The 16,556-nt window shown below is 55.4% G+C and carries 15 protein-coding genes; 11 read left to right on the top strand and 4 right to left on the bottom strand.

Annotated elements, in window-relative coordinates:
• Nucleotides 1–223 precede the first annotated feature (223 nt).
• Nucleotides 224–1,822 (top strand): alkaline phosphatase, encoded by a 1,599-nt coding sequence (locus LG301_RS03930; protein WP_404473627.1) that lies wholly within the window; start codon nt 224–226, stop codon nt 1,820–1,822.
• Nucleotides 1,819–3,228 (top strand): mannose-1-phosphate guanylyltransferase/mannose-6-phosphate isomerase, encoded by a 1,410-nt coding sequence (locus LG301_RS03935; RefSeq protein ID WP_404473629.1) that lies wholly within the window; start codon nt 1,819–1,821, stop codon nt 3,226–3,228. The genes LG301_RS03930 and LG301_RS03935 overlap by 4 nt, the downstream gene beginning before the upstream one ends.
• Before the next feature lie 24 nt (nt 3,229–3,252).
• Here the strand turns inward: LG301_RS03935 and LG301_RS03940 are convergent, their stop codons facing one another.
• The 4 genes from LG301_RS03940 to LG301_RS03955 all read right to left on the bottom strand — a co-directional run bounded on the left by LG301_RS03940 (nt 3,253) and on the right by LG301_RS03955 (nt 5,472).
• Nucleotides 3,253–3,603: a DUF4870 family protein gene (locus LG301_RS03940; protein ID WP_404473631.1), complete on the bottom strand. Its 351-nt coding sequence runs from the start codon at nt 3,601–3,603 to the stop codon at nt 3,253–3,255.
• Between the two features lie 12 nt (nt 3,604–3,615).
• Complete coding sequence (locus LG301_RS03945) at nt 3,616–4,551, bottom strand: lysophospholipid acyltransferase family protein (RefSeq protein ID WP_404473633.1); 936 nt, start codon at nt 4,549–4,551, stop codon at nt 3,616–3,618.
• A 3-nt stretch (nt 4,552–4,554) separates the two neighbouring features.
• Nucleotides 4,555–4,971 (bottom strand): DUF4870 family protein, encoded by a 417-nt coding sequence (locus tag LG301_RS03950; RefSeq protein WP_404473635.1) that lies wholly within the window; start codon nt 4,969–4,971, stop codon nt 4,555–4,557.
• Nucleotides 4,972–5,067: 96 nt separating this feature from the next.
• Nucleotides 5,068–5,472, bottom strand: a complete 405-nt coding sequence (locus LG301_RS03955) for a VOC family protein (RefSeq protein ID WP_404473637.1) — start codon at nt 5,470–5,472, stop codon at nt 5,068–5,070.
• A 39-nt stretch (nt 5,473–5,511) separates the two neighbouring features.
• On the opposite strand from LG301_RS03955, the gene LG301_RS03960 reads away from it, so the two are divergent.
• From LG301_RS03960 to LG301_RS04000, 9 genes are all read left to right on the top strand, one after another.
• Nucleotides 5,512–6,150, top strand: coding sequence for a class I SAM-dependent methyltransferase (locus tag LG301_RS03960; protein ID WP_404473639.1), 639 nt, complete (start codon nt 5,512–5,514; stop codon nt 6,148–6,150).
• A gap of 136 nt (nt 6,151–6,286) precedes the next feature.
• On the top strand, nt 6,287–7,663 hold the full coding sequence (locus LG301_RS03965; protein WP_404473641.1) for an MFS transporter: 1,377 nt from the start codon (nt 6,287–6,289) through the stop codon (nt 7,661–7,663).
• A gap of 120 nt (nt 7,664–7,783) precedes the next feature.
• A complete protein-coding gene (locus LG301_RS03970; RefSeq protein WP_404473643.1) occupies nt 7,784–9,574 on the top strand; it encodes an acyl-CoA dehydrogenase in 1,791 nt (596 codons plus the stop codon).
• A 180-nt stretch (nt 9,575–9,754) separates the two neighbouring features.
• Nucleotides 9,755–11,128 carry a solute carrier family 23 protein gene (locus LG301_RS03975; protein WP_404473645.1) on the top strand — a complete coding sequence of 458 codons (1,374 nt, stop codon included), beginning with the start codon at nt 9,755–9,757 and terminating at the stop codon, nt 11,126–11,128.
• Between the two features lie 49 nt (nt 11,129–11,177).
• The gene (locus LG301_RS03980) at nt 11,178–12,809 is read left to right on the top strand and encodes an acyl-CoA synthetase (protein ID WP_404473647.1); all 1,632 of its coding nucleotides are present in this window, start codon (nt 11,178–11,180) and stop codon (nt 12,807–12,809) included.
• Between the two features lie 16 nt (nt 12,810–12,825).
• Nucleotides 12,826–13,674 (top strand): 3-hydroxybutyryl-CoA dehydrogenase, encoded by an 849-nt coding sequence (locus LG301_RS03985; protein WP_295713542.1) that lies wholly within the window; start codon nt 12,826–12,828, stop codon nt 13,672–13,674.
• A gap of 110 nt (nt 13,675–13,784) precedes the next feature.
• A complete protein-coding gene (locus LG301_RS03990) occupies nt 13,785–14,558 on the top strand; it encodes an enoyl-CoA hydratase/isomerase family protein (RefSeq protein WP_404473649.1) in 774 nt (257 codons plus the stop codon).
• 241 nt (nt 14,559–14,799) lie between these two features.
• On the top strand, nt 14,800–15,339 hold the full coding sequence (locus tag LG301_RS03995; RefSeq protein ID WP_404473651.1) for a YaeQ family protein: 540 nt from the start codon (nt 14,800–14,802) through the stop codon (nt 15,337–15,339).
• A gap of 207 nt (nt 15,340–15,546) precedes the next feature.
• Nucleotides 15,547–16,536 carry a lipid A deacylase LpxR family protein gene (locus LG301_RS04000; RefSeq protein WP_404473653.1) on the top strand — a complete coding sequence of 330 codons (990 nt, stop codon included), beginning with the start codon at nt 15,547–15,549 and terminating at the stop codon, nt 16,534–16,536.
• Nucleotides 16,537–16,556: the final 20 nt, after the last annotated feature.

The raw sequence follows: 16,556 nt of genomic DNA on the forward strand, positions 1-16,556 counted from the left end.
TAGCGCCAGCAAAATCAGTATATGAAATATTTGAACGAAAACTATACGATTGACTGAATGAGTATATGTTTTTTTCGATTTTCTAGCTTCATCTACTAGGGTGACAGTTAAAATAGTCACCGGCTGTGCTGCGGTATTAGTAGTATTCAACGCTACGTTAACTACGATGCCTCGTCATGGTGGTTAGGCTTAGCAATCATTATCCCGGGCGGCAGAGGTGCCCATGCTTCGTTTTTTATTCACGGCGCTTGCTTTGAATTGCCTGTTAGTTGTACCGCTATGGTGGCGTTTTGGCGGCGTAGGCTCGCCACTGATTGCTTGGGAAGCATGGGTAATAGCAGCAGGCATACGGCTTGTTCCCCCGGGCTCTGTTCGCCGCTGGCTGGTGGTCGTCATTATCGCCTGGCTGGCATTGGTGGTTGCTGCCAACCTGGGTGATGCCGCTACCCATACGGCGTTTGGTCGTTCGCTGAATCTCTACTTGGATTTACCCCTGGTGCGCTCTATTTATCACCTGCTTGTAGGTAATGTAGGCCACTTAATAGCGGTTTTCCTGATGCTTCTAGGGGGCGCGCTGCTATTGGGTACGTTGTGGGGGCTGATAGGGTTACTGCTCGCCCAGCACTATGTGGCACTTAAGCAGCCGCAGGGGGTAGTGGCAGCACTACTGCTGGGCGTGTCGCTAGTTTTCGCTGTGCTGGACGCAAACAACAAGCAGGTGGTGCCTGAGTCCACTCTGCCCGCCATCAATACCACGCGCTTTCAGTGGGAGCAGGTTGTTGCCACCCATCATGCACGGCAGGCATTTACCGAGCAGCTAGAGCAGTCGCCCATTGCGAGTCAGGCGATCCCTGGCCTTGAAGGGCGGAGTGTTCTTTTAACGTTTATCGAGTCTTATGGTGTCTCCGCGCTCGAAAACCCACGCTACAGTGAACAGATTTTGCTGACGCTTGCGGAGATGGAGCAGCGGCTGGCAGACCAGAACCTTCACGTTGTTTCAGGGCTGCTAGAGGCACCTATCCGTGGGGGGCAGTCGTGGCTCGCTCACGCCACAGCACTTAGCGGCCGTTGGATTGATAACCAGCTGTGGTATCGGTTAATGCTGGAGAGCGGCCACTCCACGTTGATTGATGATTTTCGTGCGACCGGGCAGCGCACGCTAACCGTGATGCCCGCCATTACGCTGGCATGGCCTGAAGGGGTGGCCTACGGTTTTGACGAAATAGCCGCGGCAAAGGATATTCCCTATGCGGGGCCACCCCTTCACTGGGTGACCATGCCGGACCAATTTACCCTCGACTACACCCAGCGCCACCTTCTGGACGACAGCCCAGTGTTTGCTCAGATAGCGCTGATCTCAAGCCATGCACCCTGGACGCCTATTCTTCCGGTGCTGGAAAACTGGTCGATGATAGGGGATGGGCAGATTTTTGCCCCCTGGGAGCATGCGGGCGATCCACCCGACGTGCTGTGGCGCGATATAGAGCGTATTCGTGACCATTACGCTTGGTCGGTCGACTACTCTGTAAAAGTGACTGGGCGCTGGGCCGAGCGGGTGGTGGATGATAATACGCTGTTAATTGTGCTTGGCGACCACCAAGCTGCACCGCTGATCACCGGCGAAAATGCCAGCGCTGCGGTGCCCGTGCATATTATTAGTGGAGACCCAGCGCTTTTGGCGCCATTTCGTGAACGTGGCTTTATTAAGGGTACCCTGCCAGCACTGGATGAAACAGAAAGCGCCCCAAAAATGAGCCAACTGCGCCACTGGCTGCAGGAAGATTTTGGCCCCTCGGCCTCGCAAACAAGGATGACACCATGATCCAGCCGGTAATTCTCAGCGGTGGCAGCGGCACGCGGCTGTGGCCGCTTTCACGGGAGCAGATGCCTAAACAGTTCCTGCGCTTAACCTCCTCCCAGAGCTTGCTGCAGCAAACGTTGGCGCGTTTAGAGGGTTTGGTAACGGCACCGCCTATTTTAATGGGCCATCATGCCCACCGATTTTTAATGGCCGAGCAGCTTCGGGAAAGCGGCTATGCTGGCTCGCTGGTGCTGGAGCCTGAAGGACGCAACACCGCACCTGCCATTGCGTGCGCTGCGCTAATCGCGCGCCAAAGGGGAGGCGACCCGCTACTGTTAGTGCTCCCTGCTGATCATGTCATCGGTGATCTGACAGCTTTTCAAACTAGTGTAAGCGCCGCAGTGCCGCTTGCCGAGGCGGGGCATCTGGTAACGTTTGGTGTTGTGCCTACTTACCCAGAAACAGGCTATGGCTATATTGCCTGCGGTAGCCCGTTAGGTGAAGGACACCGAGTAGCGTCGTTTATTGAAAAGCCCAGCGCAGAGCGAGCGAAGGCGCTTTTAGCGCAAGGCAATACCTTATGGAATAGCGGCATGTTTTTACTGCGAGCGGGAAGCTACCTTGCAGAGCTTAAGGCCTTCCAGCCCGACATGTTAAGCGCCTGTGAAGCGGCGGTTGCTGAGTCTCATCGGGATCTGGATTTTTTACGCTTGGGGGAGGAGGCATTTCGCCGCTGCCCAGCGGACTCGATTGACTACGCGGTTATGGAACAGAGCCAGCAGGCGGCGGTTGTATCACTGGACGCGCAGTGGAGCGATATTGGCAGCTTTGATGCGCTGTGGGCAGCCCAGCTTTCGGATGCGGCGGGCAACGTTGTGCAGGGCGATGGCGTGCTGCGTGATACCCATCGCTCACTGGTGATTGCCGAACACCGTTTAGTGGCGACTCTTGGCGTAGAAGATTTAGTGGTGGTTGAAACCCCAGATAGCGTGCTGGTCGCGCATCGTGAGTATGCCCAGCAGGTGAAGCACTTGGTGGCAACGCTTACCGAGGCGGGGCGCAGTGAGGTGCATACGGCGGCTCAGGTGCATCGCCCGTGGGGGAGCTTTCAAGCGATGGATAGCGGCGAGCGTTATCAGGTAAAGCATATAACGGTTAAGCCGGGCGGACGTTTGTCGTTACAGCGTCACCATCACCGAGCCGAGCATTGGGTCGTAGTCAGCGGTACGGCGCAAGTCACTATTAATGAGCGAACCTTTTTAGTCAGTGAGAACCAGTCCACGTACATTCCTATTGGAGTGCCGCATCGCTTGGAAAACCTGGGCAAAATCCCTTTGGAGCTGATCGAAGTGCAGTCGGGCAGCTACCTAGGCGAAGATGACATTGAGCGTTTGGACGACGTCTATGCCCGGCACAGCGATGAATAAAGTGACCTAATCCTCACCCACGTATTACCAGAGCCAGCTGCCAGGGCGTGCGGGCGGTTCGCCTTTGCGCACGGCCAGCCAGCCTAGTATGCAGCGCACCGCTAGCCATATCGCTAAAAGAGGCCACAGCAGAGCGCCGACTACCGTTATGCTCAACGTGAACGTAATAATAAAATAGAGGCAACCCATCCAGAAGGTGCGAATGAGATAGCGGTAGTGGGGCTGAAGCCAAGAAGGTGCTTCTTTTCGGTAAACGTACGCCACAATGACACCAATCAGCAGGGTTATATTGGCCGTTACTAACCCAGCCAAGTAGAGCGCGTAAATAATTTGTGGCGGGCGCGTATCTTCGTTGAGGGTATTAGGCTGATTCATAAGTTACCTTGTTCAATAGAGCCGGAAGTCATTCGCGTTGGGTAGCCTCTGCTGCTCTTCGACTACCTTACGGTAGCGCTTATATTCCCACTGGTACTGAGCTGGCTCCAGGGCAATTGAGGCTTCTACACTGGCGTTGACGCCGGTGGCAGAGGCAACATCGTCGTCGCTGTACACACGTTCATCGGCATCTAGAAAGTGAATTTCAAACCCTTTACCCGGTACTCGAAGTGCCACCCCTGTCACAACACGCGCTTGGGTACGGGCCACAAGTTTGGGTAGCAGCGTGGCGGTGTAGGCGTTGCGCCCAAAAAAGGGCGCAAACACACCGCTTCCCCAGGCAGGCTCCTGGTCGGGCAGAATGCCAATGGCCTCGCTGCGTTTAAGGGCTTTGAGTAGCGCTGCGACCCCCCGTGGGTTGGTAGGCACCAAGCGTGCACCCATGCGCTCACGACCATGGCGGGTTATTGGCTCTAAATCGGCAATTTTGGGCGGCTCGTACATGGCGGTGAAGGGGAAGTGACTGGATAGCCAGAAGTTCAGCACTTCCCAGTTGCCAAAATGGGGGGCTAATACAATCACGCCGCGGCCTTCCGCCCGGGCGCTGTCCAGTTTATCGCGACCATGTACCGCGAGAATGCTGGCATCCACTTTTTCCGGCACGGCCATCCAGGCGTGGCCAAGCTCCAGCATGGTGGCGGCCGAGTGTTTTAAACTCTGTTTGGCGAGTGCTTTGCGCTCGCTTGACGAAGCGTTTGGGTATACCACCTTAAGATTGATATCGGTGACTTGCCGCTCTCGTTTGCTAAAGCGATACACTTGGGGGCCGAGTAGAGTGGCGCAGCGCCATAGCCTTGCCAGTGGCCAGGAGGCGAGTGATTTCCACAGCCAGGCGATAGCGCTGGCTTGGGAAAGGCGTTTGCGTGCGGAGGGGGCGTCTTGGGTCATACCTTAAAGCAGCCAGCTATCCACATTAGATGGCGCACGCTTCTCCTGAAGACCTTTGAAGCCTTTAACACAGCGCACAATAAACCAGACCGCTAATGCTAACAGCAGTGGAAAGCCCACCAGTACAAGGGTAAGAAGAGTGGCTATGCTGGCGTAGAGTAAGCCGATCCAAAAAGTGCGCACTTGGTAACGGTAATGTTCGTCCAGCCAAACGGGCCCTTTGCCTTTATATACATAGGCAATAATCACGCCGATAATCGATGTGAAGCCCACCACAAAGCTCGCTAAGTAGAGCGCGTAAATCACCATAGCCATGGTAGTGTCGGGCGGCGATGATGGCGCTTTGTCTGACTGCTCTGAGTGAGTGTCGCTATTGATCACTTCGCCCTCAATTGGCGCCTCATTGGCGTTATCGCGCATGACGGTTCCTTATCTACTATTCAATATCGGCTATCAACAAACGCCTGAGCGCACTGTTTGAACCCGCTATGATAGCGCGGTCAGACGGGCATCGCATTAATAGGCATTAGCCTGCTGGTCGCGGGATGAAGGGCGGCAAATTTCCAGCAGGTTGCCATCCGGGTCGCGCAGGTAAATGGATTCGATGGGGCCGTTGGCGCCCTGGCGTGCCACGGGGCCTAGCTCTACATCGATCGCCAGCGCGTCCAAGTGGTCTTTAAACTCATCAAGCGGTAGCTGACAGCGTAAGCATAAGTCGAGACTTCCTGGCGTAGGGGTAGCGGATACAGGGGCGATATCCGTGTCCGTTTGGTGTAGCCGCAGGGCGGTATCGCCGAGCATTAAATCTACCCGTTGGGCATCCCGGTAACGGACATCCAGCCCCAGTACACGGGAGTAAAAATCGACTGCGCGACCCATATCGGTCACCGTCACCACCAGATGATCTAAACCTGTGAGCATGCCACTTTCCTTAATCCAAACGTAAAACAAGAGAATACGATGATGCGACGTTGCCCGCTATGCACTTCACCTGAACCAGCGCTTTATCACCAGGACCGCCGTCGTGACTACTATCAGTGTGCCACGTGTGCGCTAGTGTTTGTGCCCCTTGAGCAGCATGTGAGCGCAGCGGAGGAGAAAGCCGAGTACGATCAGCATCAGAATTCGCCGCATGATACGGGATATCGACGCTTCTTAGGGCGTTTATTTGATCCAATGCGTGCCAAGCTTAGCGCCGGGGCGACGGGGTTGGATTTTGGCTCAGGCCCTGGCCCGACGCTTTCTTTGATGTTTGAAGAGGCCGGACATGCCATGGCGATTTACGATATTTACTACGCTCCCGACGAGCAAGTGCTACATCGCAGCTATGACTTTATTACCGCCACCGAAGTCGTTGAGCATCTTGCCGCGCCTGGCGAGGTACTTTCGCAGCTGGTCGCAAATCTTACGCCGGGCGGCTATCTTGGGCTGATGACCAAGCGTGTCACTAGCCAGGAAGCGTTTAGCCGCTGGCACTATATTAACGACCCAACCCACGTGAGCTTTTTTAGCGAAGCCACCTTTCGCTGGTGGTCAGTCACACAGGGATTGTCAGTGGAATTTCCTGGTAACGATACGGTAATTCTCACAAAACACTAAGATGCTTGGTTTGGGTATGAAAAAGCGTTGACTTTATGGCAACGCAAGCAATAATTGCGCCCCCGTTTTCTTGCCTGCCAGATGTGATAGGCGTTTAAACGGCTACACATTAACCATCTGGCAAGGTGAGGTACGCATGTCGCGGCAACTGCTGGCCATGGCGCTGGCGCCCCTATTAGGGCTGTTTATTCTTGGGATTGGCAACGGTTTTCTTGCCACCTTAATTACCGTGCGTTTGGACGCTGCAGGTGAATCTGCCACGGTCATCGGGGTTGTCTCTTCTGCTTACTTCATCGGCTTGGCGCTGGGGGCGATGTTTAATGACCGCCTGCTGCTGCGCATTGGCCATATTCGCGCTTACGGCAGTTTTGCTTCGCTGGTGGCGGTCACCGTGCTGCTGCAAGGGCTCTTTTTTGACCCTTGGGCCTGGTTTGGGCTGCGCTTAATAGGTGGTTGGGCCACGGTGGGCGTGTACTTAGTCATTGAAAGCTGGCTGCTAACCTCGGGCGACCAGAAAGTACGTGGCCGCCTGCTGGCAATGTATATGATTTCACTCTACGCCGCGGGTGTGCTGGGCCAGCTATTGCTGGGCGTGACGAGCGCCATGGGCGATACGTCACCGTTTATGGTGATTGGCTTGTTAGCCTCTTTATCCGTACTGCCGATGGCGATGATTCCGCGCGTTTCGCCGATTATTGAGCACGCTGAACCGTTGCCACCGCTTCGGCTGATTACCATGACCCCCACTGGTGTGATGGGAAGCTTGGGCTCGGGGATGGTCGTTGCGGCGGCGTATACGCTGCTGCCGCTTTACCTGCAGCGTATCGGCATGAGCGTTAACCAAGTCGGCCAAATGATGGCCGTGGTGATCTTGGGCGCCATGTTACTGCAGTACCCGATTGGCCGCTGGTCGGATCGCCACGACCGCCAGATGGTGCTGATTGGCATTAGCGCATTTTGCGTGGTGATTTCAGCGGCCATGCTGTGGCTGCCGCTTTCAACGCCGCTGTTGGCGGTGCTGCTATTTTTGCTGGGCGGTGGGGTGTTTGCGCTTTACCCGGTAGCGGTTAGCCACGCGGCTGACCGTGCACCAGCGGGGGCGCTAGTGCGTATGAGCCAGGGGCTTCTATTGATTAACTCCATTGGCGCGACGATCAGCCCGCTGATGATCTCTCCGGTGATGACCGCCATGGGCGATGCCGGGCTGTTTTGGGCCTTTGGTTCGCTTAGTCTATTTTTTGTGTTGTTTTTCAGCTGGCGGCGCAGCGTTCGTCCAGCCCCCGTTCCGGTGGCGCCGTTTACTGCCACTACGCCCATGTCCAGTGCAGGGGCCGAGCTGGTGGTTACCGAGGAGCTTGTGCAAGGCGCCCTTGAGCACGAGCATTTAGAAGATCTGTCTGACGTTGTTCCTGAGGTCGACGTGGCAGAGCCTGTAGTAGGGCCACCTGCCGAAGATGCATTGCATATTACCTATTATGATGACGTGGAGCAGGTGAGCAGCGTCAATAAATAGCGGCTATTATTTGCCAAGGTGAGACCTTGGGCTAATGGCGTGATAAAAGTAGTGAAACTACTATCTTGTGTAGTGTTTTTGCTAATCGCCGATTATCACGTTTTTGCCTGAGGTTTTGCCATGAATTATTATGCCGCGCCGGTACGCGATCTACGCTTTGTACTGGAAGAGATGTTGGCGCACCGTTCGCTTGCGCTGCCGGGCTTTGAAGAAGCTTCCCCTGATCTTGTTGAAGCAGTGCTGGAAGAAGCGGCAAAACTGGCAGGCGACGTGTGGGGGCCGCTCAACAGCGTTGGCGACCAGCAGGGCGCTAAACGTCATGTCGATGGCAGTGTCACCACGCCAGAAGGCTTCGCTGCGGCCTACCAAGCGTATGTTGAGGGCGGTTGGAACGGTATTGGCGTTTCTGAAGCGTTAGGCGGCCAAAACCTGCCTGAAGTGGTGGCAAGCGCCGTCCAAGAAATGCTTCATGGGGCCAATATGGCGCTGGGGCTTTGCCCGATGCTTACGGCGGGGGCTATCGAAGCGTTAGCCCATCATGGCAGCGATGTGCTTAAAACCACCTATCTCCCTAAGTTAGTGGAAGGTACCTGGACGGGTACCATGAACCTCACCGAACCCCAAGCGGGGTCAGACCTTTCCAAAGTCCGCACCAAAGCGGTTCCTGAAGGCGAGCATTACCGTATCAGCGGTCAGAAAATCTATATCACCTGGGGTGAGCACGACGCCGCTGAAAACATTATCCATCTGGTATTAGCGCGTAAGCCCGATGCACCGGAAGGCAATAAAGGTATCTCCCTCTTTTTAGTTCCTAAATTTTTAGTGAACGAAGATGGCTCCCTGGGTGAGCAAAATGATGTTACCTGCGCCTCCATCGAACACAAGCTGGGCATTCATGGCTCGCCTACCTGCACCCTCAGCTTCGGCGAAAAGGGCGGTGCTATCGGCTATTTGGTGGGCGAAGAGGGACGCGGGCTCAACCATATGTTCACCATGATGAACGAAGCGCGTCATAAGGTGGGTATTCAAGGCATTGGTGTGGCCGAACGTGCCTGCCAACACGCCGTTGCTTATGCCCAAGACCGCATTCAGGGGCGCTCGCCTAAGGCTCGTGGAGGCAATGAGTGTGCCATTAGCGACCACCTAGACGTACGCCGGATGCTGCTCTCTATGCGCGCCCGTACCGATGCTCTGCGCGCATTGGCGCTTTACTGCGCGGGCCAACTTGACCTTGCCCGCCATAGCGAAAGCGATGCCGAGCGCCAAACGGCTCAGGCGTGTGCCGACGTACTAATCCCTATCGTCAAAAGCTTTTCAACCGACCAAGCCGTGGATATCGCTTCAATGGGCGTGCAGGTGCACGGCGGCATGGGCTATGTGGAAGAGACCGGCGCTGCCCAGCTGCTGCGTGATGCGCGCATTGCGCCTATTTACGAAGGCACTAACGGCATTCAGGCGCTGGATTTAGCGGGGCGCAAGCTGCAGCGCGATGGCGGGGCGGCACTCACGGCGCTGATTGATGAGGTGCACAGCACCGCTGGCGCGCTGCAGGCCGAAGCTTCTTTAGCCTCACTGGGCGACGCACTAGCTGCGGGTGCTGAAGATTTACGTGCCGCTATGGTGAGCGTGCTTGAACAGGGTAGCGACCCAGAAAAAGGCCCTGATGCTGTACAAGCCTATGCCACTCCCTTCCTGAACCTTGCTGGCCACGTACTGTGTGCCTGGCAAATGGGCCAAGCAGCGCTGAAAGCGACAAAAGCGATGAGCGATGGCAGTGACGAGCCGTTTTATACCGCCAAACTGTGCAGCGCGCACTTCGTTATTACGCAGTGGCTGCCGGTGGGTCGTGCTCAACGCGCGATTATCGAATCTGGCATGCAGTGCCTGAGCGACTTCGACCCAGCCATATAGCGTTACTGGGCAGTCGCTGCTCCCACCATCTTAACCGCCGACCCTAACAGGTCGGCGGCTTACGTTAGCCAACAATAAAACGGTCGTTTAAAAGCGCGCCGGTGGGATGGTCGTGCCAATCGGGCGGCCGTTCAGTGGGAAAAACAAGTCAACAATGCTTAAAACCCCAAGGAGTATGTTATGCAGTTAAAGCACCGCCAGCACGGCGAAGAGCAGCCCTACTGGCCTGCAGGGCCCTTTAAAGTGCGCCTGCCGTTTATCCATTACCGCTGGGAAATGGCGGAGATGATTCAAGGGCTGATTATGTTTGTGGTCAGCCTGGCCATGATTCCTCTTTTAGAGCAGTACCTGGGCCTTCCCTACGACGTAGCACTCGCCTTTGTGGTGGTATGCGGCGTTGGCTTCATGCTCCCCGCCCTGCTAGGGGTACCCATGGTGCCTGGGTGGATTACCCCAGCGGTGCCGGTGGTGTTAGTGTTTTTGGGGGATTTTGAACCCGGCCCCGAGGCGATCCAGGCGCTGTTCGCGCTGCAGTTTCTCGTCTTCTTGATCTTCTTCATCCTGGGGGTAACAGGGTTAGGGCGTAAGCTGGTTCACTTGGTGCCTAACTCCCTTCAAGCCGGGATTATTATCGGCGCGGGTATTGCGGCGATCACGGGCGAGATACAGCAGGGCGGCCGCTTGGCTGAAACCCCCGTTTCGCTAATTGCCGGTATGCTAATCGCGATCTTTATGCTGTTTTCTGTGGCTTTTAAGCGCTGGGTACAAGACCACGCGATTATGCGGAAAATCGCTAATTACGGCATGGTGCCGGGCATGGTTGCCGCTATCTTAATTGCCTGGGCCATTGGGGAATATCCGCGCCCAACCATCGAGTGGGGGATTACCCAGCCAAACTTCACCGACATGTGGGGCTACCTGCCGTTCGTCGTAGGCTTTCCGAGTATTGATGTATTTATGTTAGCCGTGCCTACCGCGGTGATTGCTTACGTCATCGCCTTTGGTGACATTGTGGTGGGGCGCACGCTGATGTCCCGCGTCGACCATATTCGCAGCGATGAAAAAATCGATTACAGCACCGACCGCATTCATCATGTCACGGCCATTCGTAATGGCATGCACGCCTTCTTCGCGCCTTACCCAGGGTTAGCAGGCCCTATTTGGACGGCGGTGACTGCCACCATGGCCGAGCGTTATAAAAATGGCCGCAATGCCATGGAGTCTATTTATAGCGGCGGTGGCACCTTCTGGATTACCGGTTTTCTTGCGCTCTTTACGCTGCCGCTGGTCAGCATGTTTCAGCCGGTACTGCCTATCGCCCTTTCGCTTACCCTGCTGCTCACGGGCTATATTTGCCTAATGGTGGGCATCGAACAGACCAAAACCACCGCAGAGCGCGGCGTGGCGGGCACCATGGCGGTTGTGCTAGCGGTTTATGGTGCAGGCTGGGGATTAGCCGCAGGCGTCGTGCTTTACATGCTCGTACAAAAGCAAAACCTGTTTGGGCGTGAGCCTGAGCCTGAGAAAGAAACGGACGAGCAAGCTCAGCGCTAAATTATAAAAAACGCAGTACATCGTTAACTATTCATACATAAGGTGATTTATGAACGCTTCCATTTTCGATCAAGGCTTATCACCCACGGCTGCCAACCATGTCGCGCTTTCCCCGCTGACGTTTATTGAACGCTCAGCCTCTGTTTATCCCGATTTTCCGGCGGTGGTTCATGGTAGCACCCGCCGTACCTGGTCAGAAACGTGGGCCCGCTGCCGCCAGCTTGCCTCCGCCCTTGAAAAGCGCGGTATTCAGCCCGGCCAAACGGTCGCGGCCATGCTGCCCAACATTCCGGCAATGTTTGAAGCACACTTCGGCGTGCCGCTTGCGGGCTGCGTGCTGAATACCCTGAATATTCGCCTCGATGCTGAAGCCATTAGCTATATGCTGAGCCACGGCGAAGCAAAAGCCATTCTGGTTGACCCTGAGTTTGCAGGCGTCATCAACGATGCCGTCGCCCTGCTAGACGAAAAGCCGCTGATTATCGACGTTGCTGATGTGGAGTTTCTCGGCGAAACACAAGGCATCGGCGAGATAGAGTACGAAGCGCTGCTTGCTGAAGGCGACCCAGAGTATGCCTACCAACTGCCTAGCGACGAGTGGCAGGCGATTTCGCTTAACTACACCTCCGGCACTACTGGTAAGCCGAAAGGAGTGGTGTACCACCACCGTGGCGCCTACTTAAATGCGGTCAGCAATATTTTAGAGTGGGCCATGCCCCACCACCCGGTCTACCTCTGGACACTGCCGATGTTCCACTGCAACGGCTGGTGTTTCCCCTGGACGATTGCCGCTAACGCCGGGGTAAGCGTGTGCCTGCGCAAAGTTGATCCAAAGCGCATCAATGATCTTATTGTGGATGAAAAGGTGACCCACTTTAGCGGCGCCCCGATTATCCTCAATGGCCTGGTGAACCTCGCCGCTGACCAGAAGCGCGAATTTGATCACCCTGTGAAGGTCACCACGGCGGGAGCTGCGCCGCCTGCCTCCGTGATTGCGGGGGTTGAGAAGCTGGGTATTGAAGTCACTCACGTTTATGGCCTGACCGAAGTGTACGGCCCGGTGACGGTATGTGCCTGGCGTGAGGAGTGGAATGAACTCCCGCTGGAAGAGCGCGCTAAAATTAAGGCCCGCCAAGGCGTGCGTTACCACATGCTGGAAGCGCTCTGTGTGGCCGACCCGGTGACCCTGGAGCCAGTCGCCAAAGATGGCCAGACAATCGGCGAAATTTTAATGCGCGGCAATAACGTCATGAAGGGCTATCTGAAAAACCCGGACGCCACCGCCAACGCGTTGGAAGGGGGCTGGTACCATACGGGAGATTTAGCGGTTTGGCATGCCGATGGTTACATCGAGATCAAAGACCGCTCTAAAGACATTATTATCTCCGGCGGTGAAAACATCTCTACCATCGAAGTGGAAGACGCTATTTATAGCCATCCTGCCGTAGAAGAGGCCGCTGTGGTCGCCAAGCCCGACGAAAAATGGGGCGAGACGCCCTGTGCTTTCGTGAAGCTGAAAATTGGCTATGGGGAAGTGACCGAGGCCGATATTATCGCCCACTGTCGTGAACACTTGGCGGGCTACAAAGTGCCGAAGACGATCATCTTCAGCGAGCTGCCCAAGACCTCCACTGGCAAGATTCAGAAGTTTGTTCTGCGCGAAGAAGCCAAGCAGCACTAATCAAAGGAACAGAGCTATGAATGACCAACATATAGGCGTAGTCGGCGCCGGTACCATGGGGCAGGGGATTGCCCAAGTTGTAGTGGCTAGTGGATTCACCGTGCGTCTTTACGACGTGGCCGACGAGCAGCTAACCCGCGCCCAAGCCGCTATTGATAAAGGGCTTGGCAAGCTGGTCGCGAAAGAAAAAATCAGCGAAGCCGACAAGCGTGATGCCCTAGCGCGGCTCTCCACCACCACGGCGCTAGAAGCCCTCAGCGACTGCAGCATTATTATTGAAGCCGCGCCAGAACAGCCCGCGCTCAAGGAAAAGCTGTTTCGTGATCTTAGCCACTTAAGCCACGATGCTATCTTAGCCTCCAACACCTCGTCGCTTTCGCTGACGCGCTTGGCCGCCGTCTGCGAGCGCCCCGAGCGGGTGGTGGGCATGCACTTTTTCAACCCGGTGCCGGTGCTCAAGCTGGTGGAAGTGATTCGTGCTGAGCAGACCTCCGATGCTACCGTTGCTCGCATTGAAGCGCTCACCAAGGCATTAGGCAAAACGGCGGTGCCGATTGGCGACGCGCCGGGCTTTGCGGTTAACCGCTTGCTGGTGCCGATGATTAACGAAGCTGCGTTTATCGTTCAAGAAGGAACCGCCACCCCTGAAGCGATTGATGAAGCGATGAAGCTAGGCGCCGCCCACCCCATGGGACCGCTGGCGCTGGCTGATTTGATTGGGTTAGACGTTTGCTTGGCGATTATGGAAGTGCTTCAAGAAGGCTTTGGCGACCCCAAGTATCGCCCATGCCCGCTACTAAAGCGTATGGTCGATGCGGGCTATTTGGGCCGTAAAAGCGGTCGCGGCTTCCATATATACGAATAACATCGTCAACGCCGCTAGGCTCGACAAAAGAAGTGATTGCCTACCAACCAAGCGTTCGCTAGGGTTGTTAGGTATTCACTTTAATGCGTAATAACAATTAAGGAGCCAGCATGAGCGACGCAGTCATTGAGAAAATTGATAACGACGGTGTGGTGCGCCTGACGATTAACCGTCCTAAGGCACTTAACGCGCTGAATAGCGAGGTGCTAAGCGCGTTGGAATCACACCTTGTTGAGCTAGAGGCGCACCCCCATTTGCGCGCCGTGCTAATTACCGGCGCCGGTGAAAAGTCGTTTGTTGCCGGGGCTGATATCACGGAAATGCGCGATAAAACCCCTGAGGAGGCCCGTGCGTTCGCAAGCCAGGCGCTGCGCACCATTAAACGCTTAGAAACGTTACCCGTGCCGGTGGTCGCGCTTGTTAATGGGTTTTGCCTTGGCGGCGGCTGCGAACTGGCACTGGCCTGCGACTGGGCGGTAGCTAGCGATAACGCTGTTTTCGGGCAGCCTGAAGTATTGCTAGGCGTGATTCCTGGCTTTGGTGGTACCCAGCGCTTACCGCGCCGCGTTGGCCCCGCCATGGCGATTGACCTCGTCACTACGGGGCGCAAAATTGATGCCCAGGAAGCGCTGCGTATTGGGCTAGTTAACCGCGTGATGCCCCAGGCAGAGCTTGAAAGCTATGTGGAAGAGCTCACCAAGCAGCTGAAAGGCAACGGCCCGCTGTCGGTGCGCGGTGCTAAGCAGGCCGTTCACGATGGCTTGGATCAAGACCTTGATAGCGCCTTGGCGCTGGAAACCAGCTTGTTTGCGTTCTGCTTTGCAGGCGAGGAACAAAAAGAGGGCATGAGCGCGTTTGTCGAGAAGCGTAAACCCAACTTTTAATCTTCAGCTTTCAAGCGGTGATTAAGGAAGGGGTGGCGGCGACGTCACCCCTCTTTTATGTACCGCGAGAAAGTGCCTGTCCTTCTTAGGTACGCTGAGCATTGCTTGAACGGCACCGCTGTGTTGCTAAACGCTGGCTTTAACGGATTACCCTAAGATTTAGCGCACGGCTACCTTGTGTTTTGATAAATCGTTTCGATAAATCCGCTACACTGACGCAAATTCGAGATGGATATTCCCAATGGCGTTGAGTGCTACCCCCTACAAAGTTGATATCAACCTTACCGACCTTGACCGCAATGTTTATGAAACGCTGCGGTTTACCGTGGCCCGCCACCCGTCAGAAACTGAAGACCGGATGTGCGCGCGTCTGATTGCTTACATACTCTGGTACAGCGAGGCACTGGCCTTTGGGCGCGGGCTTTCCGATGTGGATGAACCAGCTTTGTGGGAAAAAAGCCTAGACGGCCGAGTGTTGCACTGGGTAGAGGTAGGGCTCCCGGATGCGGAGCGTCTTACCTGGTGTTCGCGCCGCGCTGAGCGGGTCTCGCTCCTGGCATATGGGCGGGTCGATATTTGGGAAAGCAAAGTATTACCTGCCGTGGCAGCACTGAAAAATGTCCATGTGGCCGGGCTGCCCCAAGAAGCCTTATCCACTGTTGCAGCAGATCTTCCCCGTGCTATTAACTGGGCCGTCATGATTAGCGACGGTTCGCTGTTTATTACCGACGAGAATGGCCAGCATGAGATTACCCCTCAGTGGCTACTGCGCGATCGCTAGATATTTCGTAAAGCGGAGATGGGCAGCGAGAGGTACATCACAGGCGAGTTATTGAAAGTGCTAGAGCGTAGTAATAAACGTAGGTGGGATCGGACGGCTATGGTTAATGACCAGGAAGTACGCTTGCTATCTATTTGTACAATTACATACAATCACACCTGTTTGTTAGCAAACGACCCCTACCCCAACGTACTCAAGGAACGAGCGATGAAAAAATCCTCTGCGTTATGCAGAACAGTGCTGACAGCTGTTTTGCCGCTAAGCCTGCTGCCAGGTGTGGTGCTGGCGAATGATAGTTCACTCTCATTAACGTTTGAAAACGATGGCTTGGCCAGTAGCGACGACGGGCACTATACCAGCGGCTTTGAGCTAAACTGGACATTTACACCAGAGTCCCAAAGCTGGACGCAACGCCTTGCTGCCGTCTTACCCGATTCGCTGATTAGCCAAGCGGATCGGGCCTCATATCGTCTTATTCATCAGATTTATACGCCCAATGAGATTGAGCAGCGGCGCTTAATCGAAGATGACCGCCCCTATGCAGGGCTTGTTTATGCAGGTTTGTCGCTTTATGAAGACGTGCCTACTGGCCGTTGGACTCAGGCAACCGACCTACATGTTGATATCGGCCTGGTGGGGCCATCTTCTCTTGCAGACAGTATCCAGCGAGAAGTACATCGCGTTACCGATAGCGACCGCCCCCGTGGTTGGTCGAACCAACTGGGCGATGAGCCTTTGGTCAACCTCACGCTGCGCCGCCAGTGGTGGCACGATATTCCGTTAGCGGGAAAGCAGTTCTCCCATGGGCCAAGCGTTGGTGCCGCACTGGGTAACTTATATACCTACGCAAGCGCAGGCTACAGTGTTCGCTGGGGAGACGATGCCCAAGGCATACCCACACTGACACCTAATCCTGGCAGTCGCCATCTTTTGCGTGGCAGCAAGGGTTGGCAGTGGTACCTGTTTGCTAATATAGAGGGCTACTATATGGCCCAAAACCTTACGTTGGACGGCAATACGTTCTCTAATAGCCATTCGGTTGATCGCAAAGAGTGGGTTGCCGATGCCTCGGCTGGGCTTGCGCTAGCGTGGGAAGATTGGCAGGTCACCTATTCAGCGGTTCAGCGAACCCGTGAGTTTGACGGGCAAGATGAGCAGGATAAATTTGGTGCAGTCACGCTGACTAAGCGCTTCTGAATCAATAAGCATGCTTAAGT

The sequence above is a fragment of the Vreelandella venusta genome, from assembly GCF_044809155.1.
Taxonomy (GTDB): Bacteria; Pseudomonadota; Gammaproteobacteria; order Pseudomonadales; family Halomonadaceae; genus Vreelandella; species Vreelandella venusta_B.

Bases quoted from the DNA above. Each gene is read 5' to 3' on its own strand.
- LG301_RS03930 (WP_404473627.1), top strand. From the start codon at position 224: ATGCTTCGTTTTTTATTCACGGCGCTTGCTTTGAATTGCCTGTTAGTT.
- LG301_RS03935 (WP_404473629.1), top strand. From the start codon at position 1,819: ATGATCCAGCCGGTAATTCTCAGCGGTGGCAGCGGCACGCGGCTGTGG.
- LG301_RS03940 (WP_404473631.1), bottom strand. From the start codon at position 3,603: ATGAATCAGCCTAATACCCTCAACGAAGATACGCGCCCGCCACAAATT.
- LG301_RS03945 (WP_404473633.1), bottom strand. From the start codon at position 4,551: ATGACCCAAGACGCCCCCTCCGCACGCAAACGCCTTTCCCAAGCCAGC.
- LG301_RS03950 (WP_404473635.1), bottom strand. From the start codon at position 4,971: ATGCGCGATAACGCCAATGAGGCGCCAATTGAGGGCGAAGTGATCAAT.
- LG301_RS03955 (WP_404473637.1), bottom strand. From the start codon at position 5,472: ATGCTCACAGGTTTAGATCATCTGGTGGTGACGGTGACCGATATGGGT.
- LG301_RS03960 (WP_404473639.1), top strand. From the start codon at position 5,512: ATGATGCGACGTTGCCCGCTATGCACTTCACCTGAACCAGCGCTTTAT.
- LG301_RS03965 (WP_404473641.1), top strand. From the start codon at position 6,287: ATGTCGCGGCAACTGCTGGCCATGGCGCTGGCGCCCCTATTAGGGCTG.
- LG301_RS03970 (WP_404473643.1), top strand. From the start codon at position 7,784: ATGAATTATTATGCCGCGCCGGTACGCGATCTACGCTTTGTACTGGAA.
- LG301_RS03975 (WP_404473645.1), top strand. From the start codon at position 9,755: ATGCAGTTAAAGCACCGCCAGCACGGCGAAGAGCAGCCCTACTGGCCT.
- LG301_RS03980 (WP_404473647.1), top strand. From the start codon at position 11,178: ATGAACGCTTCCATTTTCGATCAAGGCTTATCACCCACGGCTGCCAAC.
- LG301_RS03985 (WP_295713542.1), top strand. From the start codon at position 12,826: ATGAATGACCAACATATAGGCGTAGTCGGCGCCGGTACCATGGGGCAG.
- LG301_RS03990 (WP_404473649.1), top strand. From the start codon at position 13,785: ATGAGCGACGCAGTCATTGAGAAAATTGATAACGACGGTGTGGTGCGC.
- LG301_RS03995 (WP_404473651.1), top strand. From the start codon at position 14,800: ATGGCGTTGAGTGCTACCCCCTACAAAGTTGATATCAACCTTACCGAC.
- LG301_RS04000 (WP_404473653.1), top strand. From the start codon at position 15,547: ATGAAAAAATCCTCTGCGTTATGCAGAACAGTGCTGACAGCTGTTTTG.